The sequence below is a fragment of the Stenotrophomonas rhizophila genome (genome assembly GCF_007667275.1).
Classification (GTDB): domain Bacteria; phylum Pseudomonadota; class Gammaproteobacteria; order Xanthomonadales; family Xanthomonadaceae; genus Stenotrophomonas; species Stenotrophomonas maltophilia_AE.
Map to the genome: position 1 here is coordinate 1,215,456 of NZ_VDQT01000001.1, position 16,904 is coordinate 1,232,359.

The window sequence follows — 16,904 nt, forward strand, 5'->3', positions numbered from 1 at the left end:
CACCGACGCCCCGTAGAGCCACGCCCTGCGTGGCTGCTTTCCGATCCGGCACCGCGAAGCCACGCAGGGCGTGACTCTACGTGGGTGGTGCGGTCGAGCCCCGCACCATCAGGCTGAAATCCAGCGTCTGCTGGAGCGGTACATCCACGCGTTCGATGATGGCGAGCAGCAGGTTGACCGAGCGCTCGCCGATCTCGCGCATGGGCTGGCGGATGGTCGTCAGCGGTGGGGTCAGGTACCGGGACGAGGCCAGGTCGTCGAAGCCGACCACCGAAAGGTCCTCCGGGACGCGCACGCCTTTGTCGCGGCAGGCCGCCAGCACCCCCAGCGCCATCTGGTCGCTGAAGCAGAACACGGCAGTCGGCAGCGGCGTGCGGGCCAACAGCGCCAATCCAGCGGCATGGCCCGATTCCACCGAGAAATCGCCCGGCATGAGCACCAGGCTGCGCAGGCGCCCGCGTGCCTTTGCGACCGCCCGGACCCCTTCCAGCCGCTGCTCGTGCAGCGGGTTGTCGGGCGGCCCGCCGACCACGGCGATGCGCTCGTGTCCCAGCCCATACAGGTGGTCCATCACGGCGCGCGCGGCGGCCGCGTTGTCGATGTGGACGCTGGGAATGCCCAGCGCGGGATCGACCTCGCAGCCGTTGACCACCGGCGCTGCGGTGCCCAGCTGCTGGACGATCGCGCGTGCCGTCGGCGGCAGGCGATGGCCGAGCACGATCAGGCCGTCGGCCTCGTTGCGCCGGAGCATCTGCGCGTAGCGCTCCTCGCGCTCGGGGCGATGCTGGGTATCGCCGAGCAGCACGGCATACCCGACGGCCTGCGCCGCCTCCTCCGCGCCCTGCAGGATCTGCGCGAAAAACGGATTGGCGATGTCCGGCACGGTGACCAGCAGCTTGCCGCTGCGCTGGGTCTTGAGGGTCCGGGCCACCGTGTTGGGAACATAGCCCAGCGCCGCGGCAGCCTGCTCGATGCGCGTGCGCGTGGCCGGCAGGACTTTGTCCGGCCGCGACAGCGCACGCGACACCGTGCCTGCGGAGACGCCCACGTGCTTTGCGATGTCGTAGATGGTGGCCATGGTTTCAGTTCTTCGTGTCGCTGTGCAGTGCACAACAGGTCTTGCCGGAGGCCCTGCTAGGATAAATGCAATCGATTGCATCGGGGCGAATCACGTTGAAGACGCTCAAGGGTCCGGCGCTGTTCCTGGCGCAGTTCATCAGCGACACACCTCCGTTTGATCGGCTGGACACGCTGGCCAGCTGGGCTGCGGGCCTGGGGTATTCTGGCGTACAAGTACCGACCAGCGCGCCCCACCTGTTCGATCTGGCCGAGGCGGCGCGCAGCCAGTCTTACTGCGACGACATCGCCGGCATGCTGGCCGACCATGGCGTGCAGATCACCGAGCTGTCCACCCACCTGCAGGGCCAGCTGGTTGCGGTCCATCCTGCCTACGACAGCCTGTTCGACGGCTTCGCGCCGCCGGACAAGCGCAATGATCCGGCCGCCCGCCAGGCCTGGGCGGTGGAACAGCTGATGCTCGCGGCCAAAGCCAGTGAGCGGCTGGGACTGACCGCCCACGCCACGTTCTCCGGCGCGCTGGCCTGGCCCTACTTCTATCCCTGGCCGCAACGCCCGCCGGGCCTGGTGGACGAAGCCTTCGCCGAACTGGGCCGGCGCTGGCGCCCCATCCTCGACGCCTTCGACGCCTGCGGCGTGGACCTGTGCTTCGAGATCCACCCGGGCGAAGACCTGCACGATGGCGCCACCTTCGAGCGCTTCCTGGAGGTGGTGGACCATCACCCGCGCGCCAAGATGCTGTACGACCCCAGCCACCTGCTGCTGCAGCAGATGGACTACCTGGGCTTCATCGACCGGTACCACGCGCGCATCGGCATCTTCCACGTCAAGGACGCGGAGTTCCGCCCCAGTGCGCGCAGTGGCGTGTATGCCGGCTACCAGAACTGGATCGATCGTCCGGGGCGGTTCCGTTCGCCCGGCGACGGGCAGATCGACTTCAAGGCGATCTTCTCGAAGTTCGCGCAATACGATTTCCCGGGCTGGGCGGTGCTGGAATGGGAGTGCTGCCTGAAGCACCCGGAAGACGGCGCACGCGAGGGCGCAGCGTTCATCCGCGACCACATCATCCGCGTCACCGAACGTGCCTTCGACGACTTCGCCGACAGCGGCGCTGATCCGGAAGCACTGCGCCGCATGCTGGGGATCTGAACCATCACCGCCTGGGAGGGCAAGCCATGAGCTACGCCATGTCGCGCTTGGGCGCGATGATGTTCCTGCAGTTCTTCATCTGGGGGGCGTGGTTCGTCACCCTCGGCACGTACCTGGTACAGGGCCCGCTGCAGGCCAGCGCCAGCCAGGTGGCCACCGCCTTCCTCAGCCAGTCCATCGGCGCGATCGTGGCGCCGTTCCTGGTCGGGCTGATCGCGGACCGCTACTTCGCCGCGCAGCGCATCCTCGGGGTGCTGCACCTGGCCGGTGCGGCGCTGATGTGGATGGCGTCCACCGCGACCGACTTCAACACGTTCTTCGCCTGCGTCATGGGCTACATGCTGCTGTTCATGCCGACCCTGGCCCTGGCCAACAGCGTGGCGATGCGGCACATGCACTCGCCTGAAAAGCAGTTCCCGCCGGTGCGCGTTGCCGGCAGCGTCGGCTGGATCGTCGCCGGCGTGCTGATCGGCTGGCTGGGGTGGGAACAGGCGCACACGCTCGAACTGACCTTCCGGATGGCGGCGATGGCATCGCTGGCCCTGGGCCTGTATGCGTTCACCCTGCCGCACACGCCGCCGCTGGCGCAGCAGCGCGACGCCGGGCTCGGGCAGGTGCTGGGCCTGGATTCGCTGCGGTTGCTGAAGTCGCGCTCCTATCTGGTGTTCTTCCTGGCCTCCATCGCCATCTGCATTCCGCTGGCGTTCTATTACAACTTCACCAACCCCTACCTCAACGACCTCGGCGTACGCGGCGCGGCCGGCCTGCAGTCGCTGGGCCAGGTGTCCGAAGTGCTGCTGATGCTGGCCATGCCGTTCCTCTTCGTGCGGCTCGGGGTCAAGACCATGCTGGCGGTGGGCATGGCGGCGTGGGTGGTGCGCTACGTGATGTTCGCCTTCGGCGACGCGGGCGGCGGCTTCTCGCTGCTGGTGATCGGCATCGTGCTGCACGGCATCTGCTACGACTTCTTCTTCGTCACCGGCCAGATCTACACCGATGCGCATGCCGGCCCCGCCGCGCGCAGCAGCGCGCAGGGCTTCATCACCCTGGCCACCTATGGCGTGGGCATGTTGATCGGCACCTTCCTGTCCGGTGCGGTGGTGGAGCACTACACCACCGCGGCAGGTCCGGACTGGCAACAGATCTGGCTGTTCCCGGCCGGCGTGGCGCTGGTCGTACTGGTGGCCTTCCTGCTGCTGTTCCGCGACCGCCCGGCAGCCGCGGCCGCCCCTTCCACGCCCTGAGGAACCGACCGATGCGCAAGCTTGGAATCGCCATCGTAGGCACCGGCATGATCGGCGCCGTGCACCGTCGCGCGGCACTGCTGGCCGGCGCCGACGTACGCGGCGTGGTGGCCTCTTCGCCGCAACGCGCCGAGGAGGTGGCCAGGTCATGGAATGTTCCGCGCGGCTATCGTGACATCGAAGAGGTGATCGCGGATCCGCAGGTACAGGTCGTGCACGTGTGCACCCCCAACCACCTGCACCGCGCCATGGCGCAGGCGGCGCTGGAAGCGGGCAAGCATGTGATCTGCGAGAAGCCGCTGGCCACCACACTGCAGGACGCGCAGGTCCTGGCGGCATTGGCCGCTTCTACCGGGCTGGTCGCCACGGTGCCGTTCGTCTACCGCTACCACCCGGTGGTGTGCGAGGCGCGCGCACGCATCGCGCAGGGCGAGCTGGGGCCACTGCACCTGATCCACGGCAGCTACCTGCAGGACTGGCTGCTGGACCCGGCCAGCAACAACTGGCGGGTGGACCCGGCGCTGGGCGGCGCCTCGCGCGTGTTCGCCGACATCGGTTCGCACTGGTGCGACCTGGTGGAATGGGTCAGCGGCGAGCGCTTCGTCGACGTCAGCGCGGCATTCGCCACCGTGGTCGCCGAACGCGGCGCCGTGGCCGGGCAGAGCTTCACCACGCCGGCGGCGGGCGGCGCGATGCAGGCGGTCACCAGTGAGGACGTGGCGGCGGCGATGTTCAAGACCGGCGCAGGTACGCTCGCCTCGTTGACCGTCAGCCAGGTCTCGGCAGGGCGCCACAACCGCCTCTGGTTCGAGATCGACGGCGCCACGGCCAGCGTGGCATTCAACCAGGAAGACCCGGAGCGGTTGTGGATCGGCCGGCCCGACCAGCGCGAGGAAACCTTCGTGCGCGGGCCCGGCGCCGGCAGTGCCGAACAACGCCGGCTGGCGGTACTGCCACCCGGCCACGCGCAGGGCTACGCCCAGTGCTTCGAGGCGTTCGTCGCCGACACCTATCGCGCCATCGACGGCGAGCGGCCGCAGGGCCTGCCCACCTTCGAAGACGGCCTGCGCTCGGCGCTGATCGTCGACCGCGTCATCGCATCGGCCAGGTCGCGCGCCTGGACCACCATCGATTGAATTCCGGGAGGATATTGATGAAGACCGCTGCACGCAGGACCACGACCCTCGCACTGCTGCTGCTCGCCGCCCTGCCCGCCTTCGCAGGCGACCCGGCCGGCCCGCAGCCGCCCATCGCGGTGCAGATGTACACGCTGCGCAATGCGGGCTCGCTCGAGCAGCAGCTGAAGATCGTCCACGACGCGGGTGTAGGCGCGGTGGAAACGGTCGGTACCCAGGACGTCAGCGCCGCCGAGCTCAAGCAGCTGCTGGAACGCTATTCGATCAAGGCCATTTCCTCCCACGTGCAGCTGGCCGACCTGCGCGACGACCTGGACGGGGTGGTAGCGTTCAACCGCGCGATCGGCAACACGACGCTGGTCGTGCCCTACCTGGCGGAGAAGGACCGACCGACCGATGCCGCAGGCTGGACCGCGCTGGGCCAGGAACTGGGCCGGATCGCGGCGCAGGTGAAAGCCCAGGGCATGCAGCTGGCTTATCACAACCATGACTTCGAGCTGGTCGACTTCAACGGCAAAACCGGCCTGGAGCTGCTGTTCGCCGCAGCCGGCCCCGACCTGCAGACCGAGCTGGACCTCGCCTGGGTGGCGCGCGCGGGTCATGACCCGGTAGTGATGTTGGGCAGGTTCCGCGGCCACGTGTTCGCGGTGCACGCCAAGGACAATGCCCCGAAGGGCCAGGCCGAAGACGAGGGCGGCTTCGCCGCCGTCGGCCGGGGCGTGCTGGACTGGAACGCGATCCTGCCTGCCGCCGCCGCTGCCGGGGTGCAGTGGTACATCGTCGAGCACGACCAGCCGCGTGATCCGGCCAAGATCATCAAGACCGGCGCGGACTACCTGCGCCACCACCTGACCGCCCGCCTGCCTGCCAGCGCACCGCGCCAGCCAGCGAAGGAGTAATGCTTGAATACGCGTTCCAGACTGATCCCGACCCTTGCCGTACTGGTATCGAGTGCGCTGTCTGCGCCTGCGGCCTGGTCCAAGGACGCCCCCTCGCCCGGAGCGGCCCTCTATGCAACCCACTGCACGGCCTGCCACGGCGCGGAGCGCGCTGGCGTTCCCCCCACCTTCCCGGCCCTCATCGATGTTGGCAAGCGCCTGCAGCCGGCGCAGATCAAGGAGAAAATCAGGAAGGGGGGCGGTTTGATGCCGCCATTCCCGCAGCTGTCCGAACAGGAGATCGACAACCTCGCCAGCTACCTGGCGAAGTAGGTTGCCGCTGCCGGCCCATGCGGGCCGGCGTTACAGCTCCCGCACCCAGATGTTGCGGTAGCTGACCTTGGAGTCGTGCTCCTGCAGGTACAGCGGGGCACAGGCATGCGGCGCGTATGAAGGCGCGCCGATGTACTCGGTCTTGCCGGATACCACGGTGTCGTCCTGCACCAGCACGCCGTTGTGCAGCACGGTGATGCGGGCCGGCGATACCAGCCCGCCTCCCTGCGAGAAGCGCGGCGCCTTCCAGATGATGTCGTACGCCTGCCACTGGCCCGGTGCGCGCGAGGCATTCACCAGCGGAATGGCCTGCTTGTAGATCGAGCCGGCCTGGCCGTTGGCGTAGGTCGGGTTGTTGTAACTGTCCAACACCTGCAGCTCATACAGCTCCTGCAGGAAGATGCCGCTGTTGCCGCGGTTCTGGCCGTCGAAGCCCTGGGTTTCGGTGGGCGAGCGCCACTCCACATGCAACTGGATGTCGCAGAACCGCTGCCGGGTGCGAATTCCCTTGCTGCCCGGCACCACGGTCAGTGCGCCGTCGGCAACGCTCCAGGGCACGGCTCCGCCCTGCTCCGACTCCCAGGCGGAAACGTCCTTGCCATTGAACAACACGATCGCATCCGACGGCGCGGCGTTCACGGGCGTGGCCACGAGCGCGGGCACCGGCTTCCACACCTCGGTCCTGGTCGGATCGCGGGCGGCGTCGCCACTGGCCTGCGCGAATGTGGGCGCCGTGGCCAGCATGCAGGCGGCCGTCAGCAAAGGTCTGATCATCGTGTGCCTCATCAGCTGGTGCCCCATGCGGGCGTACCCGGGACATAGGCAAGGTCGCCATCGTAGCGACCTGGCACGGCGACGTACTGCAGCACCTCGGTTGCGCCCACCTTGGAGGTGAAGAAACCGAAGATGGCCAGCTGCTTGATCATCGTGAAGTAGTGCGGCATCGCCCGCGTGCCGTCGGCGGTACCGGTGTCGCCGACCTCGACGGCGCGTTTCCTGGCTTCTGCATCCAGGGTACGCAGCAGCTCGGTGCGGGCCTGCGGCGTGAGCGACACGAAGCGGCCGCCGGCGCGTTCATCGATTTCAGCCAGCCCAGCGCGGAACGTGGCCTGCTGCCTGTCGGTGTAACAGTCGGTGACGAATTGCGCCATGAACGCCCCTGTCGCGGCGTCCTTCGCGCCCGGCGTACGGGTCTTTGGCAGGATGGTGTCGGCGATCTCATCCAGCGTGCCGACATCGGCAGCAGAGAACGTGTTCTTCGCCGCTGCGGTCGGTGCCTGGGCCTGCCCGAGCACCGGCAGGCCGATCATGGCGGCGCCGGTGGCGGCGACGATCATCTTCAACAGGTCGCGACGTTCCATCACAGGTTCCCCGCTTTCAGTTCGCGCACCGCATGGTCGGCCGCGCGTGCGGTCAGCGCCATGTATGTCAGCGAGGGATTCACGCAGGCGCTGGAGGTCATGCAGGCGCCGTCGGTCACATACACATTCGGCGCGTCCCAGACCTGGTTGTGCTGGTTCAGCACCGAGTTCTTCCGGTCGCGGCCCATGCGGGCCGTCCCCATCTCGTGGATACCCTTGCCCGGCGCATAGTCGTTGTCGTGCATCTCCACGTCCTTCACCCCGGCGGCCTCCAGCATCTCCGCGGCATCGGCGGCCATGTCCTTGCGCATGGCCTTCTCGTTCGCGCGCATGGCCACGTCCATGGCCAACACCGGCAACCCCCATTTGTCCTTGCGGTCCGGGTCCAGGCGGATCGTATTGTCGTGGTGCGGCAGCATTTCACCGAAGCCGGTCATGCCGATGCGCCAGTCGCCCGGCACGGTCAGTGCTTCCTTCAGGTCGGCGCCGATGTTGAGTTCGGCGATCTCGCGCGACCAGCCGTTGCGGCTGGCGCCGCCCTGGTAGCCGAAGCCGCGCGTGTAGCCGCGCCGGTCGTCGCCGACGTTGCGGAAACGGGGGATGTAGAAGCCGCACGGGCGGCGTCCGAAATAATACTTGTCGTCGTAGCCCTCGACCCTGCCGGAGGCGCCGGCGCCGAAGTGGTGGTCCATCACGTTGTGGCCCAGCTCCCCGGACGACGAACCCAGCCCGCCCTCCCATACGTCCGTAGCCGAGTTCATCAGCATCCAGGTCGAGTTGAACGAGGACGCGTTGAGGAAGATGACCTTGGCCGTGTACGTGTACGTCTGCCCGGTCTCGGCATCGATCACCTCCACGCCGCGCGCCCGCTTGCGGTCCTTGTCGTAAAGCACTTCCTTGACGATCGAGAACGGGCGCAGGGTCAGGTTGCCGGTCTTCATGGCCGCCGGCAGCGTGGCCGACTGGGTCGAGAAGTAGGCGCCGAACGGACAGCCGAGGATGCACTTGTTGCGGTACTGGCAGTTGACCCGTCCCTGCTCCGGCTTGGGCTGGGTGATGTTGGCCGAACGCGAGTGGATCATGTGCCGGGTCCCGCCAAAGGCCTTCTTGATCCGCGCGGCCACGTCCTTCTCGACGATGTTCAGCGGGATCGGCGGCAGGAATTCGCCGTCGGGCAACACGTCCAGCCCTTCGCGCGTGCCGGCGATGCCGGCGAACTTCTCCACATGGTCGTACCAGGGCGCGATGTCGGCATAGCGGATCGGCCAGTCGGTGGCGATGCCGTCCTTGAGGTTCGCCTCGAAATCCAGGTCGGACAGCCGGTAGCTCTGCCGTCCCCACATCAGCGAACGCCCGCCGACGTGGTAGCCGCGGAACCAGTCGAAGCGCTTGGTTTCGATGTACGGCGAGTCCTGCTCGTCGGCCCACATGCCCTCGAGGTTCTCGGCCAGCGCGTAGTCGCGCATCAGGACCGGGAAGGCGGCCTTCATCGCCTGGGTGGGCCGGTTGCGGTGCGGGAAGTCCCACGGCTCCTTCATCGCGTTGACGTAGTCCTTGACGTGCTCGATGTTGCGCCCGCGCTCCAGCATGAGGACCTTGAGGCCTTTCTCGGTCAGTTCCTTCGCCGCCCAGCCGCCACTGATGCCGGAGCCGACGACGATCGCGTCGTAATGATTGTCTGCCATGGGTTCTACTTCACCTGGGTGGATATCAATTTCAGACGTCGCAGAGGCGGATCGCCTCGCGCAGCGAACCGATGGGATCCGGCGCTGCAGGCATGAACTCCTGCGCCAGGTACCCATCGAAACCGGTGTCGCGGATCGCGCGACAGATGGCGGGATAGTTCAGCTCCTGCTGGTCGCCGATTTCATGCCGGCCCGGCACGCCGGCGGTGTGATAGTGCTTGAAGTGCGCGTGGTGCCGGCCGATGGTGGCGATGATGTCGCCCTCCATGATCTGCATGTGGTAGATGTCGTAGAGCAGGCCGAAGTGGGCCGAGCCCAGCCGCTGGCACAGTTCCACGCCCCATGCGGAGTGGTCGCACAGGTAGTCGGGATGATCGACCCGCGAGTTCAGCAGCTCCATCACCAGCACCACGCCGCGCTTCTCGGCGTGGCCAAGGATGCGCTTGAGGCCGGTGACGGCATTGGCCATTCCCTCCTGCGGGTCCATGCCGTTGCGATTGCCGGAAAAACAGATGAGATTGCGATAGCCGGCATCGGCCACCAGGTCGATGTGCCGTGTGTAGCGCTCGAACAACTGGTCGTGGAACTCGCGGCCGGCAAAGCCCTTGGCCAGGCCCAACTCCGCGCCGTTGCACATCGAGCTGTACACGCCTTGGGCCTTCAGCGTGGGCCAGTCTTCCGGCCCAACCAGATCGATCGCGGCGAAGCCGATGCCCTTTATCGTCTGGCAGAGCTGGGCCACCGACCACTGGGGGAATGTCCAGCGGGCGACCGAATGCTTCAGGTTGCCCTGTAGGGGGGCGGTGGCGGCCATCGCGGGCGTCACGCCTGCGGTTGCCAGGCCAATGCTTCCGGCTACCGCAATGCGCAGCGCATCGCGCCGCGTGAGGCGCGCTCCTTGGATCGATCCAATTGAATGGTCGGGCATCCGCTTTTCCGGCCTCCCAACCGGTATCAAACGCAACTATTCACTGCAATGCAATCGATTGCACCATAGAGGAGTAGTTCGTTTTTTTGCAAGACGCACTGCACGAAAATGGATGCTGCAGGGCACAATGAAACCCAATGCTGGTAACTACTGGCACTCTGCCGGTGACCTACCGGTAATGGACGGGTCCAAGTCTGCCGCCGAGGAAATCCTGCAGCCGCAAGCTACTGCGTGAGGACTTCCGGATGGCGCTCACGCAGCCACTGATCTCTTTGGCTTGCGCAGCGAGATGGGTTCAGCGTTGTGCGCTTGAAGCTGCCGGATCGCCAGCAAGTTTTTCAAGGTCATCCCTGTCTCCTGTTACCAGCAGCTTCGGCGTTGCCAATAGTTCGCTGGCAAACGCATCACCGTTCTGCACGCGCCGCATGAACTCTTCCATTGAGTACAGCACAGGATTGATCTCCCGGCGCAACACTTCCTGCGCGGGGTGGATGACACGCACCAGGTCAGCGAACCCCAGATCGCCCAGAACCAGCAGATCCACGTCGCTTCCGTCGACCGCGGTACCCTTCGCCACCGAACCGAAGACCCACGCCAACGAGACGTGATCGGCCACTGGCACCAAGGCATCGCGCAGGACAGGCACCACGCCATGGGTCTTGCGGAACATCGAAGCCAGGTCATCGAACAGCACACACGCGCGATTTGCCCGGTAGTGGACCTGATTACCCTGTTCGCTTCGCAGCAATAGTCCGGATCCTGTGAGCTTGTCCAGTTCGCGTGCAAGAGTGCCGGCGTGGGTGCCGGTGAGCCTGGCCAGCTCCCGCAGGTGGAAACTGGCATCCGGCTGCAACAGCAGCGCTGCCAGCACCCGTTGGCGGGTGGCCGGGAACAGGATGTCCATCGGTGGCGAAGTGTTGCTCATCAGGCGACAAATGTTGCTTATTCGGCAACATATTGCAAATGCGACCATTCTCATGCGGTTTTCGAGCCCGCTGGACTGTGGGAAAGTAGGCGCATGACCCTCGAAAGCTATCTGTTGGCGCTGGCTCTCCTGACAACGGCCGCTTTTGCCCACGCTTCGGAGGCCTGGCAGACAAGCTCACCGGTAAGTGCCGCCTACAAGTGCGGGAGCGAAGGGAGCATGACCATCATCGCAGCGACAGCCGATTTCTCCGCGCCCGCACCTGGACCGCACAAAGACGGCTATCAGCGCGCGCGAACAGGCAGGCAGACGTTCCGATGCAAGGGTGGGCCAAGCGTTTCAGTCGTGGTGTTGCCACCGCAGGCAACCGGAGAATGCGGCGCTGATGGACGGGTGGTCATCACCGACATCACCCCTCCCGGTGGGCGCAAGGGCACCGAGCTGATCGAGTTCAACAGACGGTGTTTCTTCAACGATTACATTACGAGAATACGCATTTTCAAGCAGGAATCGCACTACTCGATAGAGCGTTGTTCGGAGACGAACAGGTTCAACAAACAGGCATTCGTCGGCTGCACGACCACGTCCCTTTCCGCTGTCAGGAACTGATCAATTCGGCGGCCCGGAATGCACGAAGCCCCGGATGGCGCAGGGCCTCCCGGGGCTTCGTGAGTAGACACGTCAGGTCGATCAGAACGGAATATCGTCGTCCGCGAAATCGTCCATCGGCGGAGCCGACTGCTGCGGCTGCTGCGGGCGCTGCTGCTGGCCGTAGCCACCACCGCCGCCGCCGCGCTGACCACCGCCACCGCCGTATTCGTGGCGCGGCGCCTGCTGGCGCTGCGGACGCTCGCCGCCGGCGTAGTTGCCACCGCCACCACCACCGCCACCGCCTTCACCACGGCCGCCCAGCATCTGCATTTCGTCGGCGATGATGTCGGTGGAGTACTTCTCCACGCCGTCCTGGCCGGTGTACTTGTCGTAACGCAGGCTGCCTTCGACGTAGACCGAGCTGCCCTTGCGCAGGTATTCGCCGGCGATTTCGCCGAGCTTGCCGAAGAACACCACGCGGTGCCATTCGGTGCGCTCCTGCTGGTTGCCATCCTTGTCCTTGCGGACGCTGGTGGTGGCCAGGCTGATGCGGGTGATCGCCATGCCGCCTTGGGTGTACTTCACGTCCGGGTCGTTGCCGAGGTTGCCGACCAGGATGACTTTATTGATGCCGCGCGCCATAGGGTTGCTCTTCCGTTGTCCGAGGGCAGGCCCGACAGATATCACACTCTGTTCGGTGCCGATACGGGGCTGCCCTGCGGGAGATCTGGGTGGGATGACAGAACGGCCTATTCTAACATCCCCGCCCGGCCAGCCCCTGTCGGGGATGCCTTGGATTGCGCTCGGATTTCCGCCAAAGCCTTGTGGGGCGGGCGTCCGGCGGCAGCCCCCGCCACCGTGGCATCATTGTCCCGTCGTCCCAGCCCTGCCCTCCATGACCATCCGCGGCAAAGCCACCTCCCTGGATATCGCCCACCTGGCCGGGGTTTCCCAGCCGACAGTGTCGCGGGCGCTGCGCGGCAGCCCGATGGTCAACCCGGAAACCCGCGAGCGGATCCTGAAGATCGCCCGCGAGCTGAACTACAAGGTGGACAAGAACGCCTCCAGCCTGCGCCTGCGCAATGCCGGCACGCTGGCCCTGCTGTTCTTCGAGGACCCGACCAACGACGATTCGCTGATCAACCCCTTCTTCCACGCCATGCTGGGCTCGATCACCCGGGCCTGCGCGCTGCGCGGGTACGACCTGCTGGTGTCGTTCCAGCAGCTGTCCACCGACTGGCAGGCCGATTACGAAGACAGCAACAAGGCCGACGGCATCATCCTGTTGGGCTATGGGGACTACCACGAGTCGCGCGCGCGGCTGCAGCGGCTGGTGGAACAGGGCACACACTTCGTGCGCTGGGGTGCAGCGCTGCCGGACCAGCCGGGCGTGTCGATCGGCTGCGACAACTTCCAGGGCGGTTTCGACATCACCGCCCACCTGCTGGACCAGGGCTGCCGGCGGATCGCCTTCGTGGGCCATGCCTCCAGCCACTATCCGGAATTTGAAGAGCGGTACCGGGGCTACGTGGCGGCGATGGCCGAGCGTGGGGTACCGGTGGATGCGGCGCTGCAGTTCGACGCGATCACTACCGAGCAGTCCGGCTATGACGCCTGCCAGGCCCTGCTCGCGGACGGTCCGGTCATCGATGCGGTGTTCGCGGCCAGCGACCTGATCGCCATCGGCGCGATGCGGGCGCTGCGCGAACATGGCCTGCGCATTCCGCAGGACGTGGCATTGGCCGGGTTCGATGACATTCCGCTGGCGGCGTCGGTCTCGCCGACCCTGTCCACGGTGCAGCAGGACACCAAGCAGGCGGGGCAGCTGCTGGTGGAGCGGCTGCTGGCGCTGATCCAGGGCGAGGCGGTGGAAAGCCAGACCATCCCGGTGAGGCTGGTGCTGCGGGAGTCGTCGCTGGCCGCGGCAGCCGGGCAGAGCCCGGCTCTACGGGATGTGTCATCGCGCGTTGATTGATACCGCCTGGGCCGGCCAACGGCCGGCGCTACCGGGGCGGCTCAGGTTGGCGCTGTTTCGGCCATCGCGCCGCGGACCGCGTCGCTGAAGGCATCCAGCAGGAACGGTTTGGCGATCATGCTCATGCCCGGCTCCAGGAACGCCGAGCGTTCCTGGGCCTTTTCCGCGTAGCCGGTCATGAACAGCACCGGCAGCGCCGGGCGCGACTGCCGCGCGATCTCGGCCAGTTGGCGACCGTTGAGGCCGGGCAGGCCGACGTCGGTCACCAGCAGGTCGATGCGGCGCGCGGACGCGAGGATGGGAAGCGCCCCATCCGCGTCGCCCACGACGTCCACCGCATAGCCCAGGTCTTCCAGCACCACCGTGACCAGCATGCGCACCTGGGGGTCATCCTCCACCACCAGGATCGACTGTCCGTCGCCGAGCGCCACAGGCGACGGCGCCGGCGGCGACTCCAGCTCGCCCCCCTCGTCCACCAGCGGAATGAACAGCGACACGGTGGTGCCCTGCCCCGGTTCGGAATCAATGGCGATGTGGCCACCGGACTGCTGCATGAAGCCATACACCATCGACATGCCCAGGCCGGTGCCCTTGCCGATCGGCTTGGTGGTGAAGAATGGCTCGAAAGCGCGCTCGACGACTTCCGGTGGCATGCCGCTGCCGGTATCGGACACCGCCACCACCGCGTAATGACCCGCCGGCACCGCGGCGCGATCGCCCTCCGCCAGGCGCACGGGGAACGCGCGCAATGCCAGCTCGCCGCCGTTGGGCATCGCGTCGCGGGCGTTGATGGCCAGGTTGAGCAATGCACTCTCGAACTGGTTGGTGTCCAGCGCGGCGTGCAGCGGCTGCTCGGCTACCTCGGTACGGATGCGCACCGTCTCGCCGAGGGTGCTGCGCAACAGGTGCTGCATCGAACCCACCAGCGCATTGATCTCCACCGGCCGCGCATCGAGCGACTGCCGCCGCGAGAACGCCAGCAAGCGCTGGGTCAGCGCGGCAGCGCGCTGGCTGGAGGCCGTGGCGGTATCGAGGAAGCGCTCGAGGTCGTCGAAGCGCCCCATTTCCAAGCGCAGGCGCACGATATCCAGCGCGGACAGGATGCCGGTGAGCATGTTGTTGAAGTCGTGGGCGATGCCACCGGTGAGCTGGCCAATGGCTTCCATCTTCTGCGACTGGCGCAGCGCGGCTTCGCTGGCTTCGCGCGCGGCCATCTGCGCCTGGAGCTCCAGGGTGCGCTCCGCCACCACCCGCTCCAGTTCCTGCGCGTGTCGCTGACTGGCCTCCAGCGCCTGCCTGGCCACGGTGATGTCGGTGACGAACACATGGAAGCCGTCCACCTCGCCGGCCGCACTGCGCCGCGGCGAGTAGCGCACTTCGCACTCGCGGCGGTGGCCCTCGCGGGACGGCCAGCTGACCTCGAACACGTGTTCCTGTCCGGCCAGCACGTCCTGCATGATCGGCAGCCGCTCTTCCCACACCCGGGTGCCTACCACGTCGCGGATGTGCCGGCCGATGACCTCGCCGACCGGCAGGTCGAACCAGGCCTCGTAGGCTTTGTTGGCGAAACGGTAGTGCATGCTGCGGTCGACGAAGGCGATCAGCTCCGGCATCGCGTCGGCGATCAGGCGCAGCTCGGATTCGCTGCGCTCGAGCGCGCTGCGGCTGTCGGCCAGCGCACGCATCTGGTCGCGTACCAGGAACTGCTTTTCGCGCGCACGCAGGGCGCCCTGCACCGAACTCAGCAGCGAGATGCTGCCCAGCGGGCGGTCCAGCTCCACCACGTTCACCGTGCGCGGCAGCAGACTTTCGAACGGGGAGCGGCGATGCGCGCGCGGCGAGCGCAACAGGATCACCGGCAGGTCGGACCAGGTCGCCTGCCCGGCCAACGCGGCCAGCAGCAGCTCGGTGCCCGTGGCAATGGCTTCCTCGGTGATCAGGACCACACCTGACTGGTCGTCCAGCGCGGATGCGAGTTCGGCCAGGTCCGGCGCGATGCGGGTACTCAGGCCCGCGCTGGTGAGAACCGCGGCCATGCTCGCCGCGTCGCGGCCGAACGGGGCAACGATGTGGACCACGCCGCCGCTGCGGTCATCCAGCATAGGGGTGGCTCAGCAGCGATGCCGAGTCGCCCACGAACTCCGGCGTGCCGGTGAGGATGCCTTTGAATTCCTTCAACGGTCCGCTGACGGTCAGCCCCTTGCCGTTGATCTTGAGCTCGCGGATGGTGTCCTCATGCGCGCCACCGCGGTTCTTGATCACCGAGATCGCCTTGCGGATGCGCCCCTGCGCTTCGAAGAATCGGAACAGGATCACCGCGTCGGCGATGTAGGACACATTGAGGTTGCCGGTCGACATGGTGCCCACCAAGCCATGCTGCGGGTTGATCAGGAAAGTGGCGACGCCCTTCTGGTTGAGATAGGACAGCATTTCATGCAGCTGCAGCATCAGCTGCTTTTCCTGCGGCATCGCGGCGACATAGCCGTTGAGGCTGTCGATCACCAGCACGCTGCAGCCGCGTTCCTCCACCGCCTTCTGAACGTTCCAGGAGAACTCGCCGGGGGACACTTCGGCCGGATCGATCTGCATGATTTCAAGGCGGCCGGCCTCGATGTGCGACTCCAGCTCGATGTCCAGCGCCTTGGCACGGGTCAGCAGCGTGCCTACGCGTTCATCGAACTCGAAGATGCAGCACTTTTCGCCGCGCTCGCAGGCGGCCCATACATACTGCAGGGCGACGTTGGTCTTGCCGCTGCCGGCCGGGCCGGTCAACAGCGTGCTGGTGCCACGCAGCGGACCACCGCCGAGCAGGTTGTCGATCTCAGGCACACCGCTGCCGATCATGTCCTCGCCGAACTGAGCATGGTGTTCGGAGGCGATCAGGCGCGGGAACACATCCAGGCCGCCCGCGCGGATCACCATGTCGTGGTAGCCGGCGATGAAATTGACACCGCGCAGCTTCTGCACCTGCAGGCGGCGTCGGGCCGGGCCGAAGTCCAGCGTGAGCCGTTCCAGCGAAATCACGCCATGGCACAGGCTGTGCAGCTGGCCGTCGCGGTCGTCGGCACCGGCGGTCAGGTCGTCCACCAGGATCACGGTGGCACTCTGCGGGGCGAAATACTGCTTGAGCGCAAGGATCTGGCGGCGGTAGCGCAGCGAATCCTGCGCCAGCAGGCGCAGTTCGGACAGCGAGTCGAACACCACCCGGTTGGGGCGGATACGGTCGACTTCGCCCAGGATCAGGTTGACCGTTTCATCCAGCTCCACTTCCCAGGAGTGCAGCACCGACTGCAGGCGGCCGTTGCCCAGCGCGTCCTCGGCCGAGCCCAGTTCGAACAGGTGCAGGCCTTCCAGCGACCAGCCATGGGCGGCAGCGACTTCGCGAAGCTCCTCGGCGGTCTCGGAGAGCGTGACATACAGGCAGCGCTCGCCCTGCTTCAGTCCCTGCAGCAGGAACTGCAGCGACAGCGTGGTCTTGCCGGAGCCGGGGGGACCTTCCAGCAGGTACAGCCGTCCCTGCGGCAGGCCGCCGCTGAGGATGGTGTCCAGGCCCTTCACTCCGGTGATGACGCGGGAAGACTGAGTCTGCATAGAGGTCCGCCGATTTGACGGGGACGAGTCT

The 16,904-nt window shown here is 66.6% G+C and carries 16 protein-coding genes; 7 read left to right on the forward strand and 9 right to left on the reverse strand.

The features are described 5' to 3' along the window. Positions 1 to 76: 76 nt before the first annotated feature. Positions 77 to 1,078, reverse strand: a complete 1,002-nt coding sequence (locus FSZ13_RS05220; RefSeq protein ID WP_145478321.1) for a LacI family DNA-binding transcriptional regulator — start codon at positions 1,076 to 1,078, stop codon at positions 77 to 79. A gap of 95 nt (positions 1,079 to 1,173) precedes the next feature. On the opposite strand from FSZ13_RS05220, the gene FSZ13_RS05225 reads away from it, so the two are divergent. From FSZ13_RS05225 to FSZ13_RS05245, 5 genes are read left to right on the forward strand one after another with little or no spacing between them, the layout of a single operon-like run. After that, on the forward strand, positions 1,174 to 2,226 hold the full coding sequence (locus FSZ13_RS05225; RefSeq protein ID WP_145478557.1) for a sugar phosphate isomerase/epimerase family protein: 1,053 nt from the start codon (positions 1,174 to 1,176) through the stop codon (positions 2,224 to 2,226). A gap of 26 nt (positions 2,227 to 2,252) precedes the next feature. After that, positions 2,253 to 3,470, forward strand: coding sequence for a nucleoside permease (locus FSZ13_RS05230; protein WP_145478322.1), 1,218 nt, complete (start codon positions 2,253 to 2,255; stop codon positions 3,468 to 3,470). 11 nt (positions 3,471 to 3,481) lie between these two features. After that, complete coding sequence (locus FSZ13_RS05235; RefSeq protein WP_145478323.1) at positions 3,482 to 4,606, forward strand: Gfo/Idh/MocA family protein; 1,125 nt, start codon at positions 3,482 to 3,484, stop codon at positions 4,604 to 4,606. 17 nt (positions 4,607 to 4,623) lie between these two features. Further along, positions 4,624 to 5,505 carry a sugar phosphate isomerase/epimerase family protein gene (locus FSZ13_RS05240; protein ID WP_145478324.1) on the forward strand — a complete coding sequence of 294 codons (882 nt, stop codon included), beginning with the start codon at positions 4,624 to 4,626 and terminating at the stop codon, positions 5,503 to 5,505. A gap of 21 nt (positions 5,506 to 5,526) precedes the next feature. After that, positions 5,527 to 5,817: a c-type cytochrome gene (locus tag FSZ13_RS05245; RefSeq protein ID WP_428999975.1), complete on the forward strand. Its 291-nt coding sequence runs from the start codon at positions 5,527 to 5,529 to the stop codon at positions 5,815 to 5,817. A 30-nt stretch (positions 5,818 to 5,847) separates the two neighbouring features. On the opposite strand, the gene FSZ13_RS05250 is transcribed toward FSZ13_RS05245, so the two are convergent. From FSZ13_RS05250 to FSZ13_RS05270, 5 genes are all read right to left on the reverse strand, one after another. Beyond that, positions 5,848 to 6,591: a 3-keto-disaccharide hydrolase gene (locus FSZ13_RS05250; protein ID WP_260844086.1), complete on the reverse strand. Its 744-nt coding sequence runs from the start codon at positions 6,589 to 6,591 to the stop codon at positions 5,848 to 5,850. Between the two features lie 11 nt (positions 6,592 to 6,602). Then, positions 6,603 to 7,178 carry a gluconate 2-dehydrogenase subunit 3 family protein gene (locus tag FSZ13_RS05255; protein WP_145478327.1) on the reverse strand — a complete coding sequence of 192 codons (576 nt, stop codon included), beginning with the start codon at positions 7,176 to 7,178 and terminating at the stop codon, positions 6,603 to 6,605. After that, positions 7,178 to 8,863 carry a GMC oxidoreductase gene (locus tag FSZ13_RS05260; RefSeq protein WP_145478328.1) on the reverse strand — a complete coding sequence of 562 codons (1,686 nt, stop codon included), beginning with the start codon at positions 8,861 to 8,863 and terminating at the stop codon, positions 7,178 to 7,180. Before FSZ13_RS05260 ends, FSZ13_RS05255 begins: the two co-directional genes overlap by 1 nt. Before the next feature lie 31 nt (positions 8,864 to 8,894). Continuing rightward, a complete protein-coding gene (locus FSZ13_RS05265) occupies positions 8,895 to 9,791 on the reverse strand; it encodes a TIM barrel protein (RefSeq protein ID WP_186308858.1) in 897 nt (298 codons plus the stop codon). 295 nt (positions 9,792 to 10,086) lie between these two features. After that, complete coding sequence (locus tag FSZ13_RS05270) at positions 10,087 to 10,716, reverse strand: nucleotidyltransferase domain-containing protein (RefSeq protein WP_145478329.1); 630 nt, start codon at positions 10,714 to 10,716, stop codon at positions 10,087 to 10,089. 93 nt (positions 10,717 to 10,809) lie between these two features. Here FSZ13_RS05270 and FSZ13_RS05275 point away from each other — a divergent pair, with 93 nt between their 5' ends. Next, positions 10,810 to 11,325 (forward strand): hypothetical protein, encoded by a 516-nt coding sequence (locus tag FSZ13_RS05275; protein ID WP_145478330.1) that lies wholly within the window; start codon positions 10,810 to 10,812, stop codon positions 11,323 to 11,325. 81 nt (positions 11,326 to 11,406) lie between these two features. Here the strand turns inward: FSZ13_RS05275 and FSZ13_RS05280 are convergent, their stop codons facing one another. Beyond that, positions 11,407 to 11,949 carry a single-stranded DNA-binding protein gene (locus FSZ13_RS05280; protein ID WP_145478331.1) on the reverse strand — a complete coding sequence of 181 codons (543 nt, stop codon included), beginning with the start codon at positions 11,947 to 11,949 and terminating at the stop codon, positions 11,407 to 11,409. A 253-nt stretch (positions 11,950 to 12,202) separates the two neighbouring features. Here FSZ13_RS05280 and FSZ13_RS05285 point away from each other — a divergent pair, with 253 nt between their 5' ends. Then, the gene (locus FSZ13_RS05285; RefSeq protein WP_186308838.1) at positions 12,203 to 13,282 is read left to right on the forward strand and encodes a LacI family DNA-binding transcriptional regulator; all 1,080 of its coding nucleotides are present in this window, start codon (positions 12,203 to 12,205) and stop codon (positions 13,280 to 13,282) included. Positions 13,283 to 13,323: 41 nt separating this feature from the next. Here the strand turns inward: FSZ13_RS05285 and FSZ13_RS05290 are convergent, their stop codons facing one another. Further along, positions 13,324 to 15,384, reverse strand: a complete 2,061-nt coding sequence (locus FSZ13_RS05290) for a PAS domain-containing sensor histidine kinase (RefSeq protein ID WP_145478332.1) — start codon at positions 15,382 to 15,384, stop codon at positions 13,324 to 13,326. Further along, complete coding sequence (locus FSZ13_RS05295) at positions 15,374 to 16,873, reverse strand: ATPase domain-containing protein (RefSeq protein ID WP_145478333.1); 1,500 nt, start codon at positions 16,871 to 16,873, stop codon at positions 15,374 to 15,376. The genes FSZ13_RS05290 and FSZ13_RS05295 overlap by 11 nt, the downstream gene beginning before the upstream one ends. Between the last annotated feature and the right edge of the window lie 31 nt (positions 16,874 to 16,904).